Origin of the sequence: Pseudonocardia cypriaca, assembly GCF_006717045.1 — a bacterium.
Taxonomy (GTDB): Bacteria; Actinomycetota; Actinomycetes; order Mycobacteriales; family Pseudonocardiaceae; genus Pseudonocardia; species Pseudonocardia cypriaca.
In genome coordinates, this window is the sequence record NZ_VFPH01000001.1 from 3,455,448 (window position 1) to 3,479,831 (window position 24,384).

21 protein-coding genes are annotated in these 24,384 nt (G+C 72.2%); 9 read left to right on the forward strand and 12 right to left on the reverse strand.

The genetic code is table 11. The annotated features are described in order from the left end of the window. Positions 1–23 precede the first annotated feature (23 nt). The 4 genes from FB388_RS16440 to FB388_RS39455 all read left to right on the forward strand — a co-directional run bounded on the left by FB388_RS16440 (position 24) and on the right by FB388_RS39455 (position 2,533). Positions 24–605: a TetR/AcrR family transcriptional regulator gene (locus FB388_RS16440; RefSeq protein ID WP_142101861.1), complete on the forward strand. Its 582-nt coding sequence runs from the start codon at positions 24–26 to the stop codon at positions 603–605. Positions 606–634: 29 nt separating this feature from the next. Beyond that, positions 635–1,486 carry an alpha/beta fold hydrolase gene (locus FB388_RS16445; RefSeq protein WP_170225638.1) on the forward strand — a complete coding sequence of 284 codons (852 nt, stop codon included), beginning with the start codon at positions 635–637 and terminating at the stop codon, positions 1,484–1,486. After that, positions 1,483–2,019: a GNAT family N-acetyltransferase gene (locus tag FB388_RS16450; RefSeq protein ID WP_142101865.1), complete on the forward strand. Its 537-nt coding sequence runs from the start codon at positions 1,483–1,485 to the stop codon at positions 2,017–2,019. The genes FB388_RS16445 and FB388_RS16450 overlap by 4 nt, the downstream gene beginning before the upstream one ends. Positions 2,020–2,359: 340 nt before the next feature. After that, positions 2,360–2,533: a hypothetical protein gene (locus FB388_RS39455; RefSeq protein ID WP_170225639.1), complete on the forward strand. Its 174-nt coding sequence runs from the start codon at positions 2,360–2,362 to the stop codon at positions 2,531–2,533. A 389-nt stretch (positions 2,534–2,922) separates the two neighbouring features. On the opposite strand, the gene FB388_RS16455 is transcribed toward FB388_RS39455, so the two are convergent. From FB388_RS16455 to FB388_RS16485, 7 genes are all read right to left on the reverse strand, one after another. After that, positions 2,923–3,123: a DUF397 domain-containing protein gene (locus FB388_RS16455; RefSeq protein ID WP_142101867.1), complete on the reverse strand. Its 201-nt coding sequence runs from the start codon at positions 3,121–3,123 to the stop codon at positions 2,923–2,925. Between the two features lie 21 nt (positions 3,124–3,144). Then, positions 3,145–3,966, reverse strand: coding sequence for a helix-turn-helix domain-containing protein (locus FB388_RS16460; protein ID WP_170225640.1), 822 nt, complete (start codon positions 3,964–3,966; stop codon positions 3,145–3,147). Between the two features lie 110 nt (positions 3,967–4,076). Continuing rightward, the gene (gene pucL, locus FB388_RS16465; protein WP_142101871.1) at positions 4,077–4,934 is read right to left on the reverse strand and encodes a factor-independent urate hydroxylase; all 858 of its coding nucleotides are present in this window, start codon (positions 4,932–4,934) and stop codon (positions 4,077–4,079) included. 5 nt (positions 4,935–4,939) lie between these two features. Next, complete coding sequence (gene uraH, locus FB388_RS16470; RefSeq protein ID WP_142101873.1) at positions 4,940–5,260, reverse strand: hydroxyisourate hydrolase; 321 nt, start codon at positions 5,258–5,260, stop codon at positions 4,940–4,942. Next, positions 5,257–5,739, reverse strand: a complete 483-nt coding sequence (uraD, locus tag FB388_RS16475; RefSeq protein WP_142101875.1) for a 2-oxo-4-hydroxy-4-carboxy-5-ureidoimidazoline decarboxylase — start codon at positions 5,737–5,739, stop codon at positions 5,257–5,259. The genes uraH and uraD (FB388_RS16475) overlap by 4 nt, the downstream gene beginning before the upstream one ends. Continuing rightward, entirely contained in the window at positions 5,736–7,646 is a 1,911-nt protein-coding gene (gene uraD / locus FB388_RS16480; protein WP_142101877.1) for a 2-oxo-4-hydroxy-4-carboxy-5-ureidoimidazoline decarboxylase, read from the reverse strand. The genes uraD (FB388_RS16475) and uraD (FB388_RS16480) overlap by 4 nt, the downstream gene beginning before the upstream one ends. 223 nt (positions 7,647–7,869) lie before the next feature. Beyond that, positions 7,870–8,442, reverse strand: coding sequence for a TetR/AcrR family transcriptional regulator (locus FB388_RS16485; RefSeq protein WP_211361944.1), 573 nt, complete (start codon positions 8,440–8,442; stop codon positions 7,870–7,872). 82 nt (positions 8,443–8,524) lie between these two features. Here FB388_RS16485 and FB388_RS16490 point away from each other — a divergent pair, with 82 nt between their 5' ends. Both FB388_RS16490 and FB388_RS16495 read left to right on the forward strand, forming a co-directional pair. Beyond that, entirely contained in the window at positions 8,525–9,199 is a 675-nt protein-coding gene (locus FB388_RS16490; RefSeq protein ID WP_142101881.1) for a hypothetical protein, read from the forward strand. Between the two features lie 102 nt (positions 9,200–9,301). Beyond that, entirely contained in the window at positions 9,302–13,039 is a 3,738-nt protein-coding gene (locus tag FB388_RS16495) for a serine/threonine-protein kinase (protein ID WP_142101883.1), read from the forward strand. Positions 13,040–13,097: 58 nt separating this feature from the next. On the opposite strand, the gene FB388_RS16500 is transcribed toward FB388_RS16495, so the two are convergent. Beyond that, a complete protein-coding gene (locus tag FB388_RS16500) occupies positions 13,098–14,702 on the reverse strand; it encodes a peptide chain release factor 3 (RefSeq protein ID WP_142101885.1) in 1,605 nt (534 codons plus the stop codon). Between the two features lie 77 nt (positions 14,703–14,779). Here FB388_RS16500 and FB388_RS16505 point away from each other — a divergent pair, with 77 nt between their 5' ends. Together FB388_RS16505 and FB388_RS40875 are read left to right on the forward strand one after the other, a co-directional pair. Next, on the forward strand, positions 14,780–15,352 hold the full coding sequence (locus tag FB388_RS16505) for a TetR/AcrR family transcriptional regulator (protein ID WP_142101887.1): 573 nt from the start codon (positions 14,780–14,782) through the stop codon (positions 15,350–15,352). Further along, entirely contained in the window at positions 15,336–16,817 is a 1,482-nt protein-coding gene (locus tag FB388_RS40875) for a nitrilase-related carbon-nitrogen hydrolase (protein ID WP_142101889.1), read from the forward strand. Before FB388_RS16505 ends, FB388_RS40875 begins: the two co-directional genes overlap by 17 nt. 507 nt (positions 16,818–17,324) lie before the next feature. On the opposite strand, the gene FB388_RS16515 is transcribed toward FB388_RS40875, so the two are convergent. The 4 genes from FB388_RS16515 to FB388_RS16530 all read right to left on the reverse strand — a co-directional run bounded on the left by FB388_RS16515 (position 17,325) and on the right by FB388_RS16530 (position 23,636). Then, positions 17,325–17,690, reverse strand: a complete 366-nt coding sequence (locus tag FB388_RS16515) for a DUF7144 family membrane protein (RefSeq protein WP_170225641.1) — start codon at positions 17,688–17,690, stop codon at positions 17,325–17,327. 101 nt (positions 17,691–17,791) lie between these two features. Then, a complete protein-coding gene (locus FB388_RS16520; protein ID WP_246121984.1) occupies positions 17,792–18,241 on the reverse strand; it encodes a sodium-independent anion transporter in 450 nt (149 codons plus the stop codon). A gap of 507 nt (positions 18,242–18,748) precedes the next feature. Beyond that, the gene (locus tag FB388_RS16525) at positions 18,749–20,923 is read right to left on the reverse strand and encodes a phosphatase domain-containing protein (RefSeq protein WP_211361945.1); all 2,175 of its coding nucleotides are present in this window, start codon (positions 20,921–20,923) and stop codon (positions 18,749–18,751) included. 1,186 nt (positions 20,924–22,109) lie between these two features. Next, the gene (locus tag FB388_RS16530) at positions 22,110–23,636 is read right to left on the reverse strand and encodes an MFS transporter (RefSeq protein WP_142101898.1); all 1,527 of its coding nucleotides are present in this window, start codon (positions 23,634–23,636) and stop codon (positions 22,110–22,112) included. 54 nt (positions 23,637–23,690) lie between these two features. Here FB388_RS16530 and FB388_RS16535 point away from each other — a divergent pair, with 54 nt between their 5' ends. Beyond that, the gene (locus FB388_RS16535) at positions 23,691–24,317 is read left to right on the forward strand and encodes a TetR/AcrR family transcriptional regulator (protein ID WP_142101900.1); all 627 of its coding nucleotides are present in this window, start codon (positions 23,691–23,693) and stop codon (positions 24,315–24,317) included. The last annotated feature ends 67 nt before the right edge of the window (positions 24,318–24,384 follow it).

Consider the following 24,384-nt stretch of genomic DNA (forward strand, 5'->3'; position numbering starts at 1 on the left):
ACGGTCGTGCTAAACATGCACCCGTGAGCAAAGGTGAGGCGACCCGCGGGGTCATCCTCGACGAGGCGGGCCGGCTGGCGCGCCGCGTCGGCCTCGGTGGCCTCACGATCGGCTCGCTCGCCACGCAGACCGGCATGAGCAAGAGCGGCCTGTTCGCCCACTTCGGCTCGAAGGAGTCGCTGCAGCTGCAGGTGCTCGAGCACAGCAGGGACCGGTTCATCGACGAGGTGATCCGGCCCGCGCTCAAGGCGCCGCGGGGTCTCCCCCGCGTGCGGGACCTGTTCGAGCGCTGGCTCGCATGGGACTCCGTCGAGGGCGGCTGCCCGCTCACCGCCGCCTCCTTCGAGCTCGACGACCAGCCGGGGCCGGTGCGCGAGTGCCTGGTCCGCGTGCAGCGGGACTGGTCCGACACCCTCGCCACCGTCTTCACCAGCGGCATCGGCGAGGGTCATTTCCGCGCCGACGCCGACCCGCTCCAGTTCGCCCAGGACCTGCAGGGCGTCATGCTCTCCTTCCACATGGCGAGCCGACTGCTCGCCGACCCCAGCGCAGCCGACCGCGCCCGCCGCGCCCTCGACACGCTCCTCGCCGCAGCCGCCGCCTGACCACCACCCGCCCGGAGGGACCCGAACCCGTGTCGCCGAAAAAAAGCACGATCGTTCGTATCTTTACGTGGGGTGAGCGGTGGGCTCCGGCCGTCGCGACCCGGATCGCGACCCGCATCTGGTTCAGGATCCCGCCCCCGATCCCGCGGGACCGGCTGCCCGCACTCCCCCCGGGCGCGGCCACCGCGTTGGAGCTGCGCGGGCGCCCGTTGCACGTGGTCACCTGGGGTGTGGGCGAGCCGGTGTACCTCGTGCACGGCTGGGGCGGGCGGTCCGAGCAGCTGGGCGGGCTCGTCGCGCCGCTGGTCGCCGCCGGGCACCGGGTGGTCTGCTTCGACGGGCCCGGCCACGGCACGTCGCCCGGGCCGCGCTCGACCACGATCCCGGAGCTCGCCGACGCGCTGCGCGCCGTGGTCGCCGAGCACGGCAGGCCCCATGCCGTGATCGCCCACTCGCTGGGCGCGGCCGTCACCGCCCACGCCGTGCGGAACGGGCTGCGGCCCCGGGCGCTCGTACTGCTCGCCCCGACGGCGGACCCGCGCCGGGTGCTCGACCACTTCGTGCACCGGATCGGTGCGGGCCCGCGGGTGCGGGCCGGCGTCGAGCGGGCGGTGGCGCGGCGGGTCGGGCTGCCGTGGGAGGCGTTCCACGTGCCGTCGCTGCACCGCTCGGTGCCCGTGCCGCCCACGCTCGTGGTGCACGACGCGGACGACCGGGAGATCGGCCCCGAGCACGGCCGCGCGATCGCGGACGTCTGGCCCGGCGCCCGGCTGCTGCAGACCGAGGGCCTCGGCCACCGCAGGTTGCTCCGCGACCCCGGTGTGATCGACGAGGCCGTCCGCTTCGTGGCCGACGCGCGCAGCGTGCGGCGGCCGGCATGAGCTGCTTCGCGTGCTCGGCGCCCGTCGTCCACCCGCTGGACCGGGCCCGGGCCGAAGCCGCCGTCGACGCCGTGTTCGCCGGCCTGTCCCCGCGCAGCCGCTACCTGCGCTTCCACTCCCCCGTGCCGCGACTGCCGGAGTCGGTGCGGGCGCGACTGGTCGACATCGACGGCACCCGCCACGCCGCCGTCGTCGCCGAGGTCAAGGGCGGGGGTGTGATCGGCATGGCGCAGCTGTTCGGGCCCGGCCACGGCACGGCGGACGTCGCCGTGGCGGTGGTCGACGCCTGGCAGCGGCGCGGGATCGGCAAGCGGCTGCTCACCGCCGTGGGCGCGCTCGCCGAGCAGATCGGCTACACGCAGCTGCGCGGCTCGATCCTCCCGGAGAACGTGGCGATGCAGCGGCTGGCCCGCAGCGTCCTGCCCTGGATCCGGCCGTGGTTCGACGGGGAGACGGTGCAGTTCACCGCCCCGATCGGCCCGGCGGCCTGGACGGTGACGGACGAGGACCTGGTGGCCGACCTGATGCGCTAGCGGTGAGCCGGACGGGATCGTCGCCCCGACCGCACTGATGCGCTGCTGAAAGCGATCACGAGCAGCACGACAAGCGCTGCCCCGGGAGCATTCGGGTTGGTTCGGCAACGATCACCGCTCGTCCGCCAGAGTGCGGGACTCCCCTTCACATGCGGTCGAATCCCCTCTTGTGGAGCATTGCGTCGACCGCTTGAAGCACGACCTGAACCGCTGAGCCCATTCTTTCATATGAACCTTAGGCAGTCGCCTGCAGCGCTCCACACTTGGGTCTGCGGCGATCCTGTCGCAAACGGTGTGCGCCCGCTCCAACAGAAATGCAGCGCGCATGAAAGGAAGAATGATGATCAAGGTGTGGCTGTCCAAGTCCGCCTCTCCCCACCAGCCCGACGAGCACCCGAAGGGCGATGTGATCCGTGAGTTCGACGGCGGACATCTCGCGATTCTGAGCTCTACGAAGACGCCGCTCGCCGTCTACGCGCCGGACACGTGGGCGAAAGCGTTCCGCACCGACTGACGGAGACGTTCGTCGCTCCCCACGGGATCCCCGGTGCGTCGCATTGCGGTAGTGCCGGGGATCTCGTCGGCAAGGTTTGATTCCGACGCAGCGCAACTCGTACCACTGCGCGCCGCACGGCCGCCCGCCGAGCTGAACTCAGGCGACCCTCACTCGGTCCCATCTCGCCCTGATGCGGCGGACCTCCATTGCTCCACATACGCGTGCCTCGCCGCCGCCACCGGCAAGGCGACGCGAAGATCGAATCAGAGGGCGACGGACGCCGGTGATCGCCTCGAGCCGCACATCAGCGCTCACCCGACCGCAGTGGCGTGCCGCTGACGGCGATCATCGATCGCGAGCGGTACATCAGCGTTGTCCTCGGAGCCCTCGGGTGCGGCTGACGACGATCACAGGGTGGCGAACTCGCCCGCTCGGACGCCGGCGAGGAACTCAGCCCATGAGACGGCCGGGTAGCGGTGCGGGGCCAGGGCGCGGTCCTTGGTGTCGCGCACCGCCACCCCGGCGGGCAGGAACGCCACCTCGACGCACCCCTCGCCGTTCCCACCGCTGAAGCTGCTCGTGAACCAGCGGAGCTCGTCGTCACGCACGGCCTTCTCCTTCGGACGGGCTCACCTCCCGGCCAGGCGGCGGATCAGCGCGAGCGACTCGGCCGGGTCGAGCGCATCGGACAGCACACGCTCGAATGTGAGCTTAGCCCGCGCGACATCTCCGGCCTTGTCAAGACTCAGAGCACCGAGGGAATGCTCGACGTATGCCATGTCCGGCTCACCGAGATCCCCGAAGTGCAGGATCGTGAAGCCCGAGGCCAAGCCCGCGTGCGCGCCCGCGGACGCGGGCAGCACGTGCAACGCCACCGTGTCCAGGCCGGCGAGCGTCATGAGGCGGTCCAGCTGCGCTCGCAGGACATCGGGCCCGCCCACGGTCCGGTGAAGTGCCGACTCGTCGATCACCGTCACCAAGTCCAGCGGATTGTCCGCCGAGGTCAGCCGCTGCTGGCGGTAGACGCGGGCAGCTACCTCGTTGTCGAGCTGCTCGGCGGTGCGCTGCACAGGCACCGCGACCATAAGCGCCCGGGCGTAGTCACCTGTCTGCAGCAGACCGGTGACGTAGCCGAGGCTGAAGATGTGCACGCGCGTCGCCTCCGTCTCGAAGGCGATGTAGCTGGTGTCGCCGAGCCCGTAGGCCTTCCACCACCCCGGCTGGTTGGCCTCCCGGGCCAGCTCGACCAGCTCGCTCCACCGGCCGCCGCCGACGTCGTACAGGTCGAGCATCCCCCGCACCCAGTGGACGTCGATGCGGACCTGGGCGTTCTCGATGCGGCTCAGCCTGCTCATCGAGAAGTCGAGCCGGGGCGCCGCTTCCTCCAGGGTGAGCCCGGCCTGCTCGCGCAGCAGCTTGAGCTGCTTCGCCAGCATCCGCCGCCTGACCACGGAACCCTCATGCCACGCCACGTGACCCCCCGCTCCGACTCGATCACGCATCGTGGCACGGGAGAAGGCGGGAGCGGGATTCCCGCTCCCGCGTCTCCCGGCGGAGCGGATCAGGAGCGGGTGACCGTGGCCTCGATCAGCCCGTACGGGCGGTCGGCCGCGTAGAACACCTCGTTGGGATTCTCCAGGCCGAACGGCGACAGGTCCACGGTGAAGTGGTGCTTGTTGGGCGCCTGCAGGCTGATCTCGGCGATCTCAGGGTGCGCCTCGAGCACGCCGCGGCCCATCTCCCAGAGGGTCTGCTGGAGGGCGAGCGAGTGCACGGTTGCGAACTTCTCCAGGAGGATGCGGCGGGCGTCGGCCCAGGTCTTGTCCCAGTCCACGTCGAGGCCCGAGTAGCGCCACTGCGCGACCAGGGCCGTCGACATGATGCGGTCGTCGGTCTCGGGCAGGGTGGTGTAGCGGTCCTTGAGGAAGCCGTGGAACTCCGAGCCGGTCGACTTGAGCAGCACCAGGTCACGCAGGCCCGAGACGACCTCGGTGCCCTCGTCGGAGACGTCGACCACGCACGTCCGCACCTCGGGGCCGCGACGCACCCACGTGTGGTCGTGGGCCTCCCCACCGACGGGCACCCGCTCCCACGCGTGCTCGTCCACGGAGATGCGGGCGCCGCGCACCGGCTCGACGTCGTCGACGAAGTGCCGGGCCAGGGTGAGCGCGTACTCCTCGACCGCGTGCAGCCCGTGCTCCTTCGCGAAGGCGTACGCGGTGTTCTTCTGGGTGTCGGTGGGCAGCACCTTGGCCTGGTCGCCGTGCAGGTGGGCGTCGGCGAAGTCGCCGCGCAGCGCCGTGGACACGGTGACGTCGCGGATCTCGTGCCGCGCGGTCTCCCGGTAGATCCGGACGAGGCGGTTCTCCGCCTTCCCGTACTGGTTCGCGCCCAGGACGATCGACCCTGTTGTTGTCATCTCGGTCAGCTCCCGCGGTAGGTCGAGTAGGCGTACGGGGACAGCAGCAGCGGCACGTGGTGGTGCTGTCCCGGGTCGGTGACGGTGAAGGTGACGACCACCTCGGGGTAGAACCCCTCCTGGCCGCTCGCCGCGAAGTACTCCCCCGTGGCGAACGTGAGGCGGTAGTCGCCCGCCGTGAGCTCGGCGGCGAGCTCCCGGACGCGCCCGTCGGCGTCGGTGACGACGGAGGCGAGCTCGTGGCCGTCCGTGGTCGCGAGCCGGACGGCGACGCCGGAGGCCGGCGTTCCGCGGGACGCGTCGAGGACGTGGGTGGAGAGGGTCATGCCGCATCCTCCGCGAACATGCGCGCGATGCGCAGCCGGTTGATCGCCGCCAGCTCGGCGAGCGCGACGGCCCGCTCGGTGGCGGGGTCGTTGCCGAGCCGGGCGCGCAGGATGTCGAGCAGCTCCTGCGCGCTGCGGCCGGTGGCGCACACCAGGTAGACGTGCCCGAAGCGCTGCTCGTAGGCGCGGTTGGCGTCGGCGAGCGCGGCCAGCACGGCGGCGTCTGCACCGGCCACACCACACTGCTCGCGCGCAGACGCGCCGCCTGCGTTGCGGTCCCCGATGCGGGGGTGGCCGGCCATCGCCTCGTCCAGGTCGGCGTCGGTGAGCGTGACCTCGGCCATCGCCTGCAGCGAGGCGACATCCGGGTGCGGCCGGCTCGCGGCCACCTCCCGCGCCCACCGGGGCACCGCGCACACCTGGCGCAGCTCGCGCTCCGCGGCGGCCGCGTCGAGGGCGTTCCACTCGTCCAGGGTCATCGGCCGAACGCCCTCGTGCGCGCGGTGGCGATCGGGTTGGCTCCCGCGACGAGGTCCGCGAACCGGTGGTTGGCCACCTTCGCGATCTCGATCAGCGCCGCGGCGTGCTCCTGCGCCGGGGAGTTCCCCAGCCGCTGCCGCCCTTCGGTGAGCACCCGCTCGCTGGACCCGGAGTCGCGCACGCAGACGATCAGGGGGAACCCGAACCGTTCCCGGTACGCCGCGGTCAGCTCCGCGAGCTCCTCGTGCTCCTCGTCGGCGAGCCGGGTGAGCCCCGCGCTCGCCTGGTCGCGCACGGAGTCCTCGCCCTCCTCACCGTCGGCGACCCGGTCGGCCCCGAGGTCCGGGTAGGCCGCCATGAGCGCGCGCTGCTCGTCCGGCGGCGCGGAGAAGAGCGCCTCCTGGAACGCGGCGCGCAGGTTCGCGGTGTCGGCGAACGGCCGCCGGTCGTAGGCGCGGCCCGCGATGGCTGCACGCGTGATGGCGCTGCCCTGGAACAGCCGCCCGAAGGTGGCGACGAACTCGTCGCGGCTCATCCGGTTGACCTGCTCCAGCCGCACCGCACCCGCGCCCGGGGTGCCCGCCACGGCCGGCCCGCGACCACGTCCGACGTGGTGGAACGCCACGTTGAGCACGATCGCCGTGATGCTGCCGAGCGTGATCCCGGAACCGAACACGATCTGCGCCCACCCGGGCACCGCGGTCGCCACGGCCGGCTGGGCCGTGACGAACATGGCGAGCCCCACGCTCGTGCCGACGATCACGACGTTGCGGTGGTCGTGGAAGTCGACGCGGGACAGCGTCTGGATTCCGACCACGGCCACCGTCGCGAACATGGCCAGCGCCGCGCCGCCCAGCACCGGGTGCGGGATCGCGGCCACGACCGCACCCGCCTTGGGCAGGAGCCCGAGCACGATCATGAACCCGCCCGCGGCGACGACCACCCAGCGGCTCTTGACCTGGGTGAGCCGGACCAGGCCGACGTTCTCGGCGAAGCAGGTGTAGGGGAAGGAGTTGAGGACGCCGCCGATCGTGGTGGCGAGGCCGTCGGCGCGCAGGGCGCGGGTGACGTCCTCGCGCCCGACGCGCTTGTCGACGATCTCGCCGGTGGCGAACACGTCCCCGGTGGTCTCCACCGCGGTGATGAGCATGACCACGATCATGGACACGATCGCGGCCAAGCTGAACTGCGGCCACCCGAAATGGAACGGGGTGGTAACACCGACCCAGGCCGACTCGCTCACGGCGTCGAAGTGAGCGTCCCCGAGCAGCCACGCCACGAACGTGCCGAGCACGAGCCCGATCAGCACGGCGACCGTGGCCATGAACCCGCGGAACAGCCGCTGGATCGCGACGATCACGGCGAGCGTGCCGAGGGCGTAGGCGAGGTGGCGGATGTTGCCCGGCTGCGGGTCGGAGCCGCCGCCCACGGCATCCAGCGCGGCCACCGGCAGCAGCGCCAGCCCGATGATCAGGATGACCGAGCCGGTGACGACCGGCGGGAAGAACCGGATCAGGCGGCCGAAGAACGGCGCGATCAGGAACGTCGCCAGCCCTGCGACGATCACCGCGCCGTAGATCACCAGCAGCCCGTCGGTGCCACCACCCGCCGCGAGCCCGATGGCGATCATGGGCGACACCGCGGTGAACGTGACGCCCTGCAGAAGCGGCAACCGCACGCCGATCTTCCAGAACCCGGCGGCCTGGATGATCGAGGCGATCCCGCAGGTGAAGAGGTCGGCGTTGATCAGGTGGATCAGCTCGCGGTCGGACAGGCCGATCGCGCCTGCCAGCAGGATCGGGACGATCACCGCGCCCGCGTAGAACGCGAGCACGTGCTGGAACCCGTAGACGGCGAGCTTTCCGACGGGCAGGACCTCGTCGACGGGGTGGGTACGTCGCGGCATGGGGCACCTCGCTGTGCACGGCGGCGGGGACGGCACCACCATCGCCGCCCGGGTGTGGCGCCGGACACCCACGGAACCGACGAATCCGCTCGTCGAGGCTGCTGCACGGCTTGTGCGATCCGCCAGAGGCGCCACACCTGCGGACGTTCAGGAAAGCCACGTTCCGGGCTTTCAAAGCCTTGAATGTGGCTTTCCTGAACCTCCCCGGGCCGCCCGCGACCCGCTACCGGACGAGGGCGTCGAGGTGCCCGGCGAGTACCTGCCGCAGGGTCGAGGGATCCGCGCGGGCGGGACGCAGCACCCCGTGCACGAGCAGCCCGTCGACCAGGGCGTGCAGCCGGGCCGCCTCCACGTCCAGGTCGAGGTCCGGCGCCCCCGCGTCGGCGAAGCGGCGGACCAGGTTGTCGCAGACCTCCCTCAGCAGGTCCCAGCCCTCGTCGCGGAGCGCGCCCAGCTCCGGGTCGACCAGTGCCCGTGCGCTGAAGGCGAACCACACCTCCGACTCGGCCATGCGGTCGGCGTCCAAGGGGAGCATCTGCTCGAGGACCCCGATCGCCCAGCGCCGCGGGTCCGGGGTGGCGGGCAGCGCCTCGACCCGGGCGCGGATGCGGTCGGTGACCAGTCGCATCGCGAAGGCGTGCAGCTCCGACTGGCTCGGGAAGTAGTGCCGCAGCGACCCCATCGACAGCCCGGCCTCCCCCGCGACCGCCCGCACCGAGGCGCCCTCCAGGCCGTCGCGGCGCACGACCCGCCACACCGCCTCGGCGACGTCCCTGCGACGAACCGATTCCTCCACGCTGCGCGGCACACCCTTTTCTAGCACACCTGTGCTACTGTCCGTACTAGCACACACGTGCTACTACAGGGGGAGGAACGCCATGGGCGGACCATCAGGCCGGACGGGACGCGGGCTCGTGGTGGCGGCGGGCGCGCTGCTCGCGCTGGCCGGGCTCGCGGCGGTCGGTGCGCACGTCGCGCAGCAGGCCGATGGCGGCTGGTTCGCCAGTTCCACCGAGCGCTTCTCCACGCCGACGTCCGTGCTGGTGACCGACGAGATCCTGGTCGAGGAGGGCCGGCCGGGCGACCCGCCCACCGACCTCGGGGAGCTGGCCGAGGTGCGGATCCGGGCGACGCCCGCCGAGCCGGGGCAGCCGGTGTTCGTCGGCATCGGGCCGAAGGCCGACGTCGACGCCTACCTGCGCGGGACCGCCCACGACCGGATGGCGAGCTTCGACCTGGAGCCCTTCGCGGTGCGGTTCGACCGCGTGCCGGGCGGCCCGGCCCCGGCGCCTGCCGCGCAGCCGTTCTGGGTGGCCACGGCGAGCGGCCCGGGCACCCAGACCCTGCTGTGGGACAAGACGCGGGGAGCGTGGTCGGCGGTGGTCATGAACGCCGACGGCAGCCCGGGCGTCGACGTACGGGCCGACGTCGGCCTCCGGTTCGGTTTCCTGCTCCCGCTCGGCGTCGCCCTGCTCGCCGCCGCGGCGCTGGTGGCCGCCGGCCCGTCGGTGCTCCGCCGGGTGCGGTCGGCGAACGCCTCCCGCCGGGAGTGACTCCGCCCGTCGGCCGCGCCCGCGAGCCGTTCCCGGCCCGGGTTGGCCGGTCCCGCTCCCGCTGGAGATGATGATCGGCGCCGGGCCGGGACGGGGGACCACATGGGCTGGGACAGGGAGTGGCGGCCCGGTGAGGTCGTCGCGGACCTCTACGAGGTCGTGGACGTCGTACGCAGCGGCGGGATGGGACTGGTCTACCGGGTGCGGCACCGGGACTGGCGCGTCGACCTCGCGGTGAAGGCCCCTAGGCCGGCGTTGCTGGCCTCCGCGCGCAGTGTGGCGAACTTCCTCGCCGAGGCCCAGACCTGGGTCGAGCTGGGATTGCACCCGCACACGGTGAACTGCGTCTACGTCCGCAGGCTGGACGGGCTGCCGTACGTCTTCGCCGAGTGGGTGGACGGTGGGAGCCTCGCCGAGTGGGTCCACGACCGGCGGCTCTACCAGGGCGGACCGCGCAGGGCGCTGGCCAGGATGCTGGACGTCGCGATCCAGTTCACCTGGGGTCTCGAGTACGCCCACGAGCAGAAGCTGGTCCACCAGGACGTGAAGCCGGCCAACGTGCTGCTCGCCACCGACGGCACGGTGAAGGTCACCGACTTCGGGCTCGCCAAGGCACGCGCGGCAGCCGGTGAGAGCACCGTCGCGCCTCCGGGAGCGAGCGTGCTGGTCGGTTTCGGCGGCATGACGCCCGCCTACTGCTCGCCGGAGCAGGCGCAGGCCGCGGCGGGCGCGCCCCGCGGGTTGAGCCGGGCCACCGACGTCTGGTCGTGGGCGGTGAGTGTGCTGGAGATGTTCGCAGGCGCACCCCCGACCGCGAACGGGCAGGCTGCCGGGCGGGCGCTCGAGCGGTTCCTCGGCACCGGCGCGGCCGACCCGGAGATCCCGGGTATCCCGGACGGGCTGGTGGAGGTGCTGCGTCAGTGCTTCGCGCAGGAGCCCGGCGACCGGCCCCAGCGGATGAGCGCGGTCGCCGACCAGCTGATCCGCCTGTACCGGGCCGAAACGGGACAGGACTACGACCGCCCGCGGCCGCGGGCGTCCCGGCTCCTGGCCGACAGCCTGTCCAACCAGGCGCTGTCCCTGCTGGACCTCGGGCAGACCGAGCGGGCCGAGCAGCTGTGGGACCAGGCCGTCGCCGCCGACCCGCAGCATCCGCAGGCGGTGTACAACCGCGGTCTGTGGCGCTGGCGCCAGGGCCGGCTCAACGACCGCCAGCTGCTGGCCGCGCTGGACGAGATCCGGGCCCTGCACCCCGACGAGGTGATCGGCGAGTACCTCCAGGCGCAGGTGCACCTCGAGCGGGGTGATCCCGACAGCGCCCGGGAGGTGCTCGGGCAGGCGGCCGGGCGGGACCCCGACGATCCGGACGTCGTCGCGGCACTGGCCGGGCTCGACGGGGCGGCGGCGTCGGCATCGACCGAGTTCCGGGCGCCGGACGAGTGGATCGGGCATGCGGCCACGGCCGGGGCCGCCCCGACGTTGCTGACCTGCGGTACCGACGGCAGCGTCCGGCTCTGGGACCTGCGGACCGGCTGGTCGACCGTGCTCGACGATGGCGAGCCCGCGATCGTGACCGGACCGGACCATCCGTCGCCCACGGTCGCGATCAGCGCCGACGGCCGCGTGGGGCTGAGCGTGCACCGCAGGACCACCGTGCTGGTCTGGGACCTCACGTCCCGCCGGGTCGTGCGGACGCTGACCGGGCATCCCACCCCGATCCAGTCGGTGGCCCTGAGCGGGGACGCCGGCACGGCCGTCGCGCTGTGCACCAAGGGCCTGGTGCTGGCCTGGGACGCGACCACCGGCGAGGCGCTGGGCACCCTCGAGGACCGGCCGCCGCCCGCCGGGCACCGGTACTGGGGCCGGGTCGAGCTGGACGCCGCCGGGCAGGTCTGCCTGGTGGACGACGGCAACCTGGGCGCTCGGCTACTGGCCGTGCCGTCCGGCGCGCCGCTGGCGGTGCTCGACGACACCGGGGCGACCACGTTCGGCGCGGGCGGGCGGCTGTTGATGACCCGGGACTACTCGAACGCCACCGGTTTCGACCCGGGCTTCGTCGTCGTGCTCGACCTGGCCGCCGGGCGGGAGCTGTCCCGGTGCCCGAGCGGGGTCGACTGGGGCAGCAGCACCGCGGTGAGCGACGACGGGCGGCTGGCCCTCTCCGGGAGCCAGGACGGCGTGGCGCGGGTGTGGGAACTTCGGCGCGGCCGGTGCGTCCGCACGCTCACCGAGGCCGGGTTCCCGCTCGTCGGCCTCGCCCTGCGCGGGGACGGCGGGCTGGCGGTCGCGGTGGGCCGGACCGGCGAGGTGCGGACCTGGGCGCTGGCCGTGCCGGGACCACCGGGCCCCTGGAGCTACTGCCGGCCGCGCGCCGCGCACGAGCTCGCCTCGGCCGCCGAGTCCGTGGCGGCCGCCCTGGAGCGGGCCGCGCAGCTCGCCCGGCAGGGCGAACGCGCCGAGGCCGCACGCACCCTCGCCGAGGTGCGACAGGTCCCCGGCTACGAGCGGGCTCCGGAACTGCTGGCTCAGTGGCGGGAACTCTGCCGGTTCGGCAGTCGCCGCGGTCTGCTGGCCAAGTGGGTGCGCCACGACGTGCCCGAGGTGGGCGGGCTGCGTGGCCACGTCACGCTCGACCCGGGCGGCCTCACGCTGCTCCTGGCCGGCACCGCCCTGGACACCGAGGTCGTGGACGTGAGAACCGGGCGGCACCTGGGCGCGGTGCCCGGGTATCTCAGGCCGGCGACCGGCCTGTCCGCCACCCACCGGTTCGCGCTGACCACCACCGTCGAGCGGGGCGTGCTGATGTTGTCGATGCCCGACGGCGAGCGGCTGGACCGGCGCTTTCGCGGCCACAAGGTCCACGTGTCCTCGACGGCCCTCAGCGCGGACGGCCGGGTCGCGCTGACCCACGCCCCGCCCCGGGACGGCACAGTACGCGTGTGGGACCTGGTCGACGACCGGTGCGTGCACGTGATCCGCACGGAGACGTACCAGCCGGGGCTCGCGCTGCCCCCTGACGGGCGGGTGGCGCTGATCGGCGGCAAGGAGGCCATCGAGGTCTGGGACCCGTGGCGGGGGGAGAAGGTGCGCGACCTGGCGGCCGAGGGCTGCACCCTCCTGCAGGAACCGCGGGTCAGCCCCGACGGGCGGCTGGTCGTGGCGGGCAACGTGAGCCCCGCCGCGCTCCTCGTGTGGGACCTGGACTCCGGCGAGCTGCTGCACCGGATGCACCCCGACCAGCCCGAGTCGATCCTGATCAGCGCCGACAGTTCGACCGTGTTCCTGGGCTCCTACGAGAACTCGGTGCAGGCGTGGGACCTGCGGACCGGCCGGCTGCGGCACACGGTGCCCGCCGATCGCCCGCACACCAGCGAGGACGGCCCGTGGCTGGCCGCCAGCGCGGACGGCCGGGTCCTCCTGACCTGCGGTGGGGGCCGCACCGCGCTGCTGCACGAGCTGGACACCGGGCGCAGCCACCGGCTCGACGGCCACCCGGCGGACGTCTACGCCGTCTCCCTGAGCGCGGACGCTCAGGTCGCCGCGATCGGCTGCCGGGACCGGAGCGTGCGGATCTGGGAGCTCGACTGGGACCACGCGTTCCCCGCCCAGGCGGACTGGGACGACGCGGCCCGGCCACACCTGGACGCGTTCCTCGCGAGGAGGGGGGTCTGGACCGAGGACTCGGTGGCCGGCCTGCTCGACACGCTGGGGGATGCCGGACTCGGCTGGATCCGCGTGGAAGGGGTCGTCGCCCAGCTCCGGTCCGCGCTGGCCGCACAACCGCCGCATCCCCGCGACAGCGTCCCGCCCCGTCGCCGGGGCCTGTTCGGGCGCCGATGACTCCCCGCACACCCCGCCCTGCGATCTCCGGACCCGTCCCGCGACCGTACGGGTGGGGTCAGCGGACACTTCCCGCCGGTAGCGGTTCGAGGACCAGGTCCTCGAACTTGCGGCGGACCGTCTCCATCCGCCACTTGTTGCTGAACACCGCGAGCAGGACGCCGTCGGCGCGGCGGGTGAGGACCTCGACCTCGCTCTGCCCCTTGAGGAGCTCGGCGCCGGCCGCATCGGTGCGCCGGGCGATCGTGTAGCCGAGGTGCTCCAGGGTGACGGGGGCGCGGAACTCCGACTCCAGCCGGGAGGTGACCACCTCGAACTGCAGCGGCCCGACCGCGGCCAGCACCGGCGCCTGGTCGCCACGCAGGTCGGAGACCAGCACCTGGATGACGCCCTCGCTGTCGAGCTGCTCGATCCCGCGGCGGAACTGCTTGAAGGCGCCGGAGTCGGCGCCGCGCACCACGGCGAAGTGCTCGGGCGCGAAGCTCGGGATCGCCGGGAAGTGCACCGGGTCGGTGGAGTACAGCGTGTCGCCGGGGCGCAGCGCGCCCGCGTTGACCAGGCCGACGATGTCGCCGGGGAACGCCTCCTCCACCGTGGTGCGCTGCTGGCCGAACACCGCCTGCGCGTACTTGGTGGCGAAGGGACGTCCGGTGGCGGCGTGCGTGAGCACCATGCCGCGCTCGAACCGGCCGGAGCAGATCCGCACGAACGCCATCCGGTCGCGGTGGGCGCGGTCCATACCGGCCTGCACCTTGAACACCAGCCCGGAGGTCGGGGCTTCGAGGGGCCGAGGGTTGCCGTCGGCGTCGTCGCGCGGCTCGGGGGAGGGCGCGAGGTCGACAAGCGCATCGAGCAGCCGCCGGACGCCGACGCCGGTGAGCGCGGCTCCGAACAGCACCGGCGTGGCGCTACCGGAGAGGAAGTCCTTCTCGTCGAACCCGGCACCGATCTCCTGCAGCAGCGCCAGCTCGTCCTGCGCGGCCGCCCAGAACTCCGGCTCGGCGGCGGCGATCTCCGCCTCCGGCACCGCCTCGGCCTCGGCGCGTGTGGCTCCGCCCGCGGTGCGGGAGAACCGGGTGAACTCCCCCGTCGCGACCTCGACCAGCCCGCGCAGCTCGCCCGCGATCCCGAGCGGCCACGTGATCGGCATCGGACGCAGCCCGATCGTCTGCTCCACCTCGTCGAGCAGCTCGAGGGCCTCGCGGCCCGGCCGGTCCCACTTGTTGACGAAGGTGAGCACCGGGATCCCGCGCGAGCGGCAGACGTCGAAGAGCTTCAGCGTCTGCGGCTCGAGGCCCTTCGCGGCGTCGAGCAGCATCACCGCGGCGTCGACGGCGGCGAGCACCCGGTAGGTGTCCTCGGAGAAGTCGCCGTGGCCGGGGGTGTCGAGCAGGTTGATGACGCAGTCGCGGTAGGCGAACTGCAGCACCGCCGAGGTGATGGAGATGCCGCGCTTGCGCTCCATCTCCATCCAGTCCGACGTGACGCCGCGCCGGCCGGCCTTGCCGTGGACCGCGCCCGCCGTGTCGATCACCTCGGCGTACAGCGCCAGCGCCTCGGTGAGGGTGGACTTGCCGGCGTCCGGGTGGCTGATCACGGCGAAGGTGCGGCGCCTGCGCGCCTCGGCCGGCACCCGGGCCGGCTCCGCAAGGACCTCTGACATCAGGACCCGAGCCTACGCGGAGCTCCTCGGACGTTCGGAGGTCTACGCCGTAGACCTGGAATGTGTACGGTGTAGACATGCCCGCGACCGCACTCCGCATCGCAGCCGCCGCCCGGGGCGTGCTGATCGAGGAGGGATCGGCGGCGGTCACGATGCGGCGCATCGCCGCCGCCGTCGCGGTCACGCCGATGGCGATCTACCGCCACTACCCCGACCGCGACGCGCTGCTCGCCGCGGTGGCGGACGAGTGCTTCGCCGAGCTGGCGCGGGACTGGGCGGCGCATGCGGGCGACGGCGGCGTCGCCGGGCTGGACCGGCTGCTGTCCGCGCACCTCGACCTCGCGCTCGGCAGGCCGCACCTCTACTCGTTCCTGTTCACCGAGCCACGGCCGGGGGCCCGGCGCTATCCCGCCGACTTCCGCGCGGGCGGCTCACCGACCCTGAACGTGCTCGCCACCGCGCTCGAGGCAGGGGTACGCCGAGGGGAGATCGGCACGGACGACGTGTGGGAGACGGCGCTGCTGCTCGCCTCCCAGCTCCACGGCCTGGTGCAGCTGTACCACGGGGGCCGGATCGGCCTCTCGGAGGACGAGTTCCGCTCCCTGTGCAGGCGAGCGGTCGGGAGGATCGTCGATGGGATCCGCAACTGACCATCGCCCACCGGCGGTCGCTCTTGCCGCGCTGATCGGGTCCGCGGTGCTGTTCGCGTTCGGCACCGGCCTGCAGCCGGTGTGGTGGCTGACCTGGTTGGCCCCTATCCCGGTGCTGCTGGTCGCGCCGCGGATGTCCGCCGTGCGCGCCGCGTCGGTGGCTGCCGCGGCGCACCTGCTGGGCATGGCGGGCTTCGCGCGCTACCTGCTGGCCGGCCTGGCGGTGCCGATCCCGGTCGTGGCTGCGGTCCTCGTGGTGACCGCGGGTGTGTTCGCCGGTGTGGTGCTGCTGTTCCGGGCGTTGGTGCGGCGCGGCCGGCCCATCCTGGCGGTGCTGGCCGCGCCCGCGATGTGGTCCGGAGCGGAGTACCTCATCGCGGCGCTCACACCGTTCGGGTCGAACTGGGCCGTGGCGAACAGCCAGGCCGACGCCCTGCCCGTGCTCCAGGTGGTGGCGGTGACGGGGCCGTGGGGCGTGGCCTTCGTGGTGCTGGCGGTCGCGTGCGCGATCGGCGTGCTCGCCGCGCCCGCCCTCGAGCGCCGGGTTCGGCTGCGGGCGGCCGGAGTGGGGGCGTTGGCGCTGGTCGGGGCGCTGGGATTCGGGACGGCTCGGCTCGCGCTCCCGGACGACCCGGTGGCGGAGCCGGTCCGCGTGAGCCTGGTCGCCGCCCCCACTCCCGTCCGCCAGCCGCATGCCGGCACGCCCGCCGGACGCGCGCTCCTCGACGCGGACCTGGACCGCGTGCGCAGCCTGGCGCCCGGCGGCACCGACCTCGTGGTCTTCCCGGAGAAGGACCTCGTCGTCGACGACGCCACCCTGCCCGGCGTGCTCGACCGCTTCTCCGCCGCCGCACGAGCGGAGGGCGTGACCCTCGTACTCGGGGTGGAGCAGCACAGCGGGGCGATCATCCGCAACACCGCACTGACGTTCCCGGCCGACGGGTCACCGCCGATCGTCTACCACAAGCAGTACCCGGTGCCCGGCGTCGAGGACGAGGTGACGGCCGGCGTCGAGCCCGTCAGCGCGCTCACGGGACCGCCGCCGCGCATCGGAACCGCCATCTGCGCCGACCTCGGCCGGCCGGCGCTCGGCCGCGCGTACGGCTCCACGGGGATCGGTCTGCTCGCCGTGCCCGCCCTCGACTTCACCGTGGACGCGTGGTCGCAGAGCCGGGTGCAGTCCCTCCGCGGCGCGGAGAACGGGTACGCCGTGGCGAGGGCCGCCCGCGCCGGGTTCCTGACCGTGACCGACGCCCGCGGGCGGGTGCTGGCACAGGAGGTCGCCACGGACGGGCGGGCCGCCGCCGTCACCGTGGACGTCCCGCTGCAGGCGGGCGGCACGCCCTACACGCGGTTCGGGGACTGGTTCGCGTGGCTGTGCCTGGTGACGGCGCTGCTCGGGGTGGTGCTGGCCGGCCCGGTGCACCCGGCGGTGGGGTCACGGGAGCCGGTCGGCCACGCGTAGAGGCGCCCGCACACCGATTCCTGCGCTCACACACCGACTGCAGGCTCTCCGGTCTCTCCCTCGGCCTTCCCCTCGCTGGGGACGGCTGACGGATGCCGGTGACTCGGCGGAGCGACCCTGTTCAGGGCCTCCTCGATCCGCTCCAATCCGAGTGAAGCTGCGATCAGGAACAGTGGCACCAGCAATCCGGTCACGAGGAACTCTGTGATCACGGCCCTCTCCCCCCGCGGTGCGAGTTCGGCAGCCGTGATCGTTACCGCTCGAAGGGGGCCGTTCCTCATCCGAGACGGATGAGCTCGTGCTTCGAGCTCGTCCGGGAGAGCTCAGGGACACCCGCGTGCGCCGAACACCGCCCTGCGCAAGGCGGGCATCGAGGTCACCAACATCGAGGGCGGCTTTCCGCGGTGCGGCGGGCGCGGGAATGGGTCGGCGGCTCGCATCGCATGACGTGCCCGATCGAACGCGATGCCGCTCCAGCACGGTGCTATGGCGACGACACCCGGGTAGTCATGCCACGTTCCGGTCAGGGGTAGTCAGGGCCCAGATGAGTGTGACGCCCAGCGAAATGATCGATAATGACCAGATCGGGTAGAAGGGGATGAGGAGAAAGTTGGCGATCAGGCTGAGACATGCCAGCAAGATCGCGACAGTATCGCCCCAACTCCGCCCCTGTAGAACAGGGATAGCAGTTCCGCCGATGAGGACACCGAGCAGCAGGACCAGCCAACCCCACCCGGCGATGCTGAACGCGTAGGTGTACCCGGCCGTGGCGGTGTAGAGACCGTCGCGCACCACAGCCATGAGCCCGGCCAGGACCTGCCACAGCCCGAGGACAAGCATGATCGCTACGGCGAAGACCGTGTAGCCGTTCATCCACGCGTGCTTGGGACTCCTCCGGCTCCTCGTCGACCGGGATGGGATCTCCGCGCTCATGTACGCCTCCTTCGAGGAGAGGGGTTCATCGGCGACATCGTTCAACTGCTTAGTAGCCCTCGCGGGGCCTCCTCGGCAGGAGCCGGGCCCCACTCGGCGCCTGCCGTCGTCCGGAACGCGGTGATCGCGGCGTCGAGCGTGGGGTAGAAGTGCGCCGGGTCGATCGTCGCGGTCAGCTCGTACTGGTCGATCTTGCGCCGCACCGGGTCCTTCATCTCGGCGAAGACGATGTCGACGCCCTTCTTGTTGAGCTCGAGGTCGAGGTCGCGGAGCATGTCCGCCGCGGTCGTGTCCACGTCGGTGATCGGCTCGGCGGCGACGATGATCCATGCGGGTCGCGGCTGCGACTCCGCGAGCGCGAGGATCTGTTCCCGGAACGTCCGCGCGTTCGCGAAGAAGACCGGAGCGTCGGACCGGTAAATCGGACACGCGGGAAGACGCTCGGCGTGCGGGTAGCTCCGCACGTCGTGGTACCCCGGGATCCCCGGCACCCGGCCGAGGACGGTCTGGTACGGCCACCGCGACCGCCCGCAGGAACTGCACCGCGTTGACATCGGACCCTGTCGAGGCCGGGCTCGACATGGTCGATCTCGCCCGCGTACTTCAGCGGACGCCGAGGGCACCCCCGTCGTTCGCGAAGTGCACCATCCTTTTCCGGTGTACGCGCAGCGGCTCGACGAGCTCCGCGTTCCGTTCGCGCCCTCTTGTCGGTCATGGTCTGCCAACCGATCCTCCGAGGGAGATCGTGCGGGCTTCCGCGGGCGGCAGCCTCATCCCCAGGAGGTGAGCGCGGCGTCGCCGCGTCTTGGGTCCGCCGCCAAGGGCTATGTCCCTCGCACCAAAGGAGCCGTTGACCGCGCTGCGCATCCACCCTCGCCGCCGAGGACCTCCATGCGCCACAACCCGACGCCCGCGGGAGCGGGCCGCAGGTATCCGGTTCACGACCGACCGGGCGAGGTGGCGGTCGACCCAGGACGCACGGCATCCGCCCGGTCTGCTCAGTAGGTGCGCCGCAGACGCATATCAAGGGGGCGACCGTCCGGGTCGAGAAAGGACCGGTAGATCGGGGCGGTGAGCCAGCGATGCCGGGCGGGCAGCTTGCCTTCCTTGCCGATGGGGTGGCTGCGCAGTCGGCCGGCAGGTCGGGGTCCGTGGCATCCGCCGTCATGCCACGCGTCGAGCTCGGCGGCGCTCTTGCGGACGGTTTCCGCGGCCCCAGTGGGGTCGAGCAGATCATCGTCCTCGTCGAGGTCGAGGTGTTCGCGCATCAGCGTGAGACGTAGCTCACGCGCGAACCGGCGGGCTCCGTCCCCGAGCCCACCGGGATCGGTCGGCGCGCGCTGGTCACGTTCGGTGTCCAACACCGCGACGGTCAGCTCGGAGTCGTGCGTCCAGGACCTCGTGTTGAAGTTGTCGCTACCGACCGCTGCCCAGGCATCGTCGACGACGCACAGCTTCGAATGAACGTAAACGGGTAAGCCCTGCAGGTTCTCGACATCGAGCACCTGGACCCGGTCCCCGCCCGCCTCCCGCACCATGGCCAGGGCTTCACCGTGTCCCAACATCGCCGCCTCGTTGTAGAACTGGTTCTCGTTGTCCGGCCGCCGAGGCACCACGGCGATCACATGGAGTCGTGACGACCGCTGGAGGGCGGCGGCGAAGATGCGGGCGACGTCGAACGACCACAGGTACTGGTCCTCGATATAGATCAGTTGCTCCGCCCGGCCGAGCGCCTTGGTGTAGGCCAGGGCGATGCTGCGTTCCCCTGACGGGGCATACGGGTAGCGGGGTCGTCGGCGCGGGTAGGTCCGCAGCAGCTGGACCGAGCACGTACCGGTGGCCGGGGGGGCGGGTGACGCCGGCGGGAGCGGGGAGGCGGTGCGGGGAAGGCCGTGGATCCGGTCGGGTACCACGTGCCAGGGCAGCCGCGACACCGCTGCCGGGTTCTGCCAACGCTCGCGGAAGGTCTCCTCCGCCTCCCGCACCACCGGCCCCTGCAGCTCCAGCTGTACGTCGTGATAAGCGGGGTTGGGTCCGTACACGCGATCGGCTCCCACGCTCTGCCGATCGCCACGGTGATCGGCGTCGTCGCGGCTGCCGTGGTCGAGGTCGATGCCGCCGACGAACGCCACATCGTCCCGGGGACGGCCGGGATGGCGGACGATGACCATCTTCTGGTGGTGGCAGCCGAACGGGAGCACCCGCTGGTCCAGCAGCACCTCACCACCCGCCTTGCCCACGGCCAGGGCGAGCATCCGGTTCGGACCCACCTGCGAACCCACCGCGCCCGTGTGGGCGTGCCAGAGCAGCCCACGCACCCTCGCCCCACGACCTGCCGCCCCGGAAAGCGCCTCGACGACCGTCGGCCCGCCCTCGGCGAGGAGCTCATCGGCATCCCCTCGCCACCCCACGAACTGGACCGAATCGCCGTCGCCCGCCGCGGCCAGCACTCTCGCCAGGGCGTCGTAGTACACATGTCCGTGCACCAGTGGGCGCACTGCGTTGCCCTCGGTCCATGCCCTGAGGCGGGTGGCCGCATTGCCGCGCTCGAACTCCGAGAGGAACCAGTCCGCGACCGATCCCTCCCGGGGTTGCCCGATCCCGAGAGCGGCTCGCACCAACGGCAGTAGCTCCTCGCCGTTCGGTGCCCCGACCAGGGCCGCACCGACAATCTCGTCGGCCCGGGAGGACAGATCGATCTTCGAGCGACCTACGTCGAACACCTGCCGCAACCCGATCACCGCAAGACGGTCCCGGCGGCGGCACGCGAAATCGACGAACACCTGCGGGTCGTGCCCCCCATCATCCCCGAGGAGCACCCATCGCACGTTCGGCATCCGGTCCGCGAGGTGTTCGATGCCAGCAAGCTTGCGCGCCCTGCTGCCCCCGACGACCCATCGCGGCGCGAAGTTGCGGCCCATCGTCAGCAGCGTGCCCGAAGGATAGCCATCACGTCTGAGCAGGGACGTGATCGGCCGAGCCAGCACGCTCGGAAAGGCCGTCAAGTAGAACACCGGCGCGCTGTCCAGATCAGCTGAAAGTGCGCGGATGAGACGGGGCATGGCCAGCATCGAACGGCGATCTCGGAGACTGGTCGTGCGCAGGGCTCGAAGCCGCCCCAGCAGACGACGGAGCGACCCCCACCGGAGCACACCATCCACATCGAAAATCACGCCATGAGCATCGCCGCTCGACATCATCGAACTCCAGCTGCAATTCGGTTAACCGTCGTGTGTGGAGGAGGCGCTGATTCGGCCAGGAAATTGCTGAGGCGCTAACGAGCGCCGTATCAGCCCGTCGCGTGAGGTTTGCCGAGTTGGCTTCCGTTCTCTGTGGCCCTGGCTGGGGCGGTGCGCGCCTTGAACAGGCGGCGCTGACTATGAGAGTTGTCGGTCGCCCCTGGCAGGGATGATCGACGGGCGAGGCGGACGAGTGCGTCCTCGGCCTGGGCGGCGGTGATCTGCAGGGGTGCATCAGTCCCGCCCTTTCCGCGGATCGCCGTTCGGCCGTGGACTTGCGGGCGAGTTGGGTCTGGTTTCGACCTCGACGACGCGAACCTGGTCAGCAGCCACGACAGCACCGCAGCATCGCCGTGTACCGCGCGAGCCCGCTCATCCGGCTCTCCGGCAGAAGCTGGCCCACGCCGACTTGCGCTGTTCCGTCGGCGACCGGAACGGGTTCCCGGTACTCATGTGCTGCTCCTCATTTGAGTGCGTCGGTCACGCTTCGCGGATCGTCACCGCCTCGCCAACCCCGCGCATCGCCCGTCTCGGGTGACCACCGATCCCCCGGCCTACGTCGTCGAGCAGTTGCCCCTCAAGCGGGTCGTACCTGCTCGTGGTGGCCTCGCAACCCCTCCGCTCGTTCAGGGTCTGCCGGCAGGTCTCGACGAGTTCGCCCGCAAGGGGGGATACGCAGTCGCCTGCATCTGAGGACGGTTGTGCAATGGCCGAGCCCCAGACGGTCCGCGTGAGACCGACCGCAAGTACGATTCCGGTGAGCCGTTGGACGCCGATTTGGCCGCCGCGATGCCCCGTTGCAACCGGTCGTCGAGCACACCGCCGGGCGCCGGGAGTCGACGGTGCCCGACGGCGCTGGCCATCCGGTCGCCATCATCACCGACGACCGGGTCACCAGCCGCACCCTCGGCACACAGCCCGGCACCACGGCGTGGACAGAGATCGAAGTGGAGCTGGCCGAGCAGGGCACCCCGAGATGCTCGACCGGGACGCGATCCGCGCGACCCTCGCGCGTGCTCGTGTATGCCGATGAGGGGTCGCGCCAGCAGTTTGCGATCTGCTTCCACGACCCGCCCACTGCAGTCGGTGTGCCGGCACAGAAATCGGTGTGTGACCGCCTTCAGCGCAGCTTGCGCCGCAGCAGCACCGGTGTGGCGAGTGCGGCAGCCGCCGCGAGCGTGACAGCCGTCCACGCCGACAGCTGCATGCCGGTGACGAACGCCGACGTGGCGGCGTCCACCAGCTCGGAGCCCGCGGCCCCGGGGAGCTCCGCCGCGGCGTCGTAGGCACCGGCGAGCGTGTCGGCGGCCGCCTCCGCGGCCTCGGGGGGCAGCTGGGCCGCCGCGCCGGCGGGCAGGTTGCCCGCCATCGCGCCGCGGTAGACCGCGACGCCGACGCTGCCCAGCAGCGCGATGCCGAGCGCGTTGCCCAGCTCGTTGCCGGTCTCGGAGACCGCCGAGGCCGCTCCGGCCCGCTCGGCGGGAGCGGAACCGATGATCAGGTCGACGCTGAGGGTGGACGCGGGTGCGGCCCCGATCCCGAGGATCACCGTGCCGGTGATGAGGAGCGCGAGGTCGGGCTCCGCACCGACCTGGGCGATGACGGCCAGCCCGACGGCCGCGACGGCGAGGCCGCCGCCCACCAGGTGGGGCGCCGGGATGCGGCGCACCAGCACGGGCGTCAGCAGTGACCCGGCGATGATCCCGGCCGTCGCCGGGATCAGCCACGCGCCTGCCGCCAGCGGGCCCATGCCGATCACGAGCTGCAGGTACTGGGCGACGAACAGGAAGATCCCCGCCATCATCACGCCGATGAGGACGTTGACCAGCACGGATGTGCTGAACGCCGCCGAGCGGAACAGGCCGAGGTCGAGCAGCGGGTGGGCGATCCGCCGCTGTCGACGGACGAACGCCGCTCCGATCGCGACGCCCGCGGCCACGGCGAGCAGCGCCGTGGCATCGGCTCCGTCCTCGGCGATCCGCTTCACCCCGTAGATCACGGCCAGCACGGCGAGCACGGACAGGACCGCGCCCGGGAGGTCGAACCGGCCGGGTGCGGGGTCGCGCACCTCGGGCAGCAGCCGCGGCCCCACCACCAGGAGCGCCGCCATCACCGGCAGGTTGAGCAGGAACACCGAGCCCCACCAGAAGTGCTGCAGCAGCACGCCGGCCACGAGCGGGCCGATGACGGTGCCGACCGAGAACGTGGTGACCCACAGTCCGATCGCGAACCGGCGCTGCGCCTCGTCGACGAACAGGCTCCGCAGCAGCGACAGCGTGGACGGCATGAGGGTGGCGCCGGCGATCCCGAGCAGTGCCCTGGCGAGAATCAGCAGCTCGGCGGTCGGCGCGAACGCGGCGAGCAGGCTGGCCGCCCCGAACGCCGCCGCACCGGCCAGGAGCAGCCGCCTGCGCCCGATCCGGTCGCCGAGGGTGCCCATCGTCACGAGCGAGCCAGCGATGAGGAAGCCGTACACGTCGGTGATCCACAGCAGCTGCGTGCCGGTCGGTTGCAGTGCCTCGCTGAGCGCGGGCGTCGCGAGGATGAGGACCACGAGGTCCATCGAGATGATCAGGGTGGGCAGCACGAGCGCGGCGAGGGCGGTCCACTCGCGGCGGCCGGCGCGGACGGGGTCGGGCGCGGTCATCGGATCCTCCTTACGTTACATACCGGAACGTAACAGAAGGCTAGGCTGAAGACCATGCCCACCGGTCGCCCGAGGGACCCGCAGATCGATGCCACCGTGCTGGAGGCCACGCTCGCCGTGCTCGACGAGAGCGGCTACGGACAGCTGACCATCGAGGAGGTGGCGCGCCGGGCCGGGGCGACGAAGCCCGCGATCTACCGGCGCTGGCCCACCCGCCAACACCTCGCCCTCGCGGCACTGGCGGTGCGCCTCGGCGACTCCCCGGTGCCGGACACCGGCTGCACCCTCTGCGATCTCGGCGAGGGGATCGGGGTCTTCCTCGCAGCCTTCCGCGAGATCCGGCCGGGGGTGCTCGGCGCCCTGTTCGCCGACTGCGCCCGCGTTCCCGAGCTGCGCGACGCGTTCCTCGCCACCCTCTTCGACCCGCCGCGCGAGGCCGTCGGGCAGATGCTGGAACGCGCCGTGGCCCGCGGCGACCTGCGCGCGGACGTCGACCGCGGCCTCGTGCTCGACATGCTGTCGTCCGTTGTGCACTACCGCGCGCTGTTCGGGCACGCGCCCATCACGGACGTGGAGGTCGAGCGGGCGGTCGAGGTGCTCCTGTCCGGGATCGCCGTCGACTACCCCCGGCTCGTCGCGCACAGCAGAGCCCTCGCGGAGGCACCTCACGCACACGCGTGACGCCCCTCACGGGGCGCCGCTGTCACGGCCCGGCCCCGGTCGCCGTCCCTCCTGCGTGCAGCGCACC

Coding starts and splice junctions, on each gene's coding strand:
- FB388_RS16450 (WP_142101865.1), top strand. CDS start 1,483: ATGAGCTGCTTCGCGTGCTCGGCGCCCGTCGTCCACCCGCTGGACCGG.
- FB388_RS39455 (WP_170225639.1), top strand. CDS start 2,360: ATGATCAAGGTGTGGCTGTCCAAGTCCGCCTCTCCCCACCAGCCCGAC.
- pucL (WP_142101871.1), bottom strand. CDS start 4,934: ATGACAACAACAGGGTCGATCGTCCTGGGCGCGAACCAGTACGGGAAG.
- uraH (WP_142101873.1), bottom strand. CDS start 5,260: ATGACCCTCTCCACCCACGTCCTCGACGCGTCCCGCGGAACGCCGGCC.
- uraD (WP_142101875.1), bottom strand. CDS start 5,739: ATGACCCTGGACGAGTGGAACGCCCTCGACGCGGCCGCCGCGGAGCGC.
- uraD (WP_142101877.1), bottom strand. CDS start 7,646: ATGCCGCGACGTACCCACCCCGTCGACGAGGTCCTGCCCGTCGGAAAG.
- FB388_RS16490 (WP_142101881.1), top strand. CDS start 8,525: ATGGGCGGACCATCAGGCCGGACGGGACGCGGGCTCGTGGTGGCGGCG.
- FB388_RS16495 (WP_142101883.1), top strand. CDS start 9,302: ATGGGCTGGGACAGGGAGTGGCGGCCCGGTGAGGTCGTCGCGGACCTC.
- FB388_RS16500 (WP_142101885.1), bottom strand. CDS start 14,702: ATGTCAGAGGTCCTTGCGGAGCCGGCCCGGGTGCCGGCCGAGGCGCGC.
- FB388_RS16505 (WP_142101887.1), top strand. CDS start 14,780: ATGCCCGCGACCGCACTCCGCATCGCAGCCGCCGCCCGGGGCGTGCTG.
- FB388_RS40875 (WP_142101889.1), top strand. CDS start 15,336: ATGGGATCCGCAACTGACCATCGCCCACCGGCGGTCGCTCTTGCCGCG.
- FB388_RS16515 (WP_170225641.1), bottom strand. CDS start 17,690: ATGAACGGCTACACGGTCTTCGCCGTAGCGATCATGCTTGTCCTCGGG.
- FB388_RS16530 (WP_142101898.1), bottom strand. CDS start 23,636: ATGACCGCGCCCGACCCCGTCCGCGCCGGCCGCCGCGAGTGGACCGCC.
- FB388_RS16535 (WP_142101900.1), top strand. CDS start 23,691: ATGCCCACCGGTCGCCCGAGGGACCCGCAGATCGATGCCACCGTGCTG.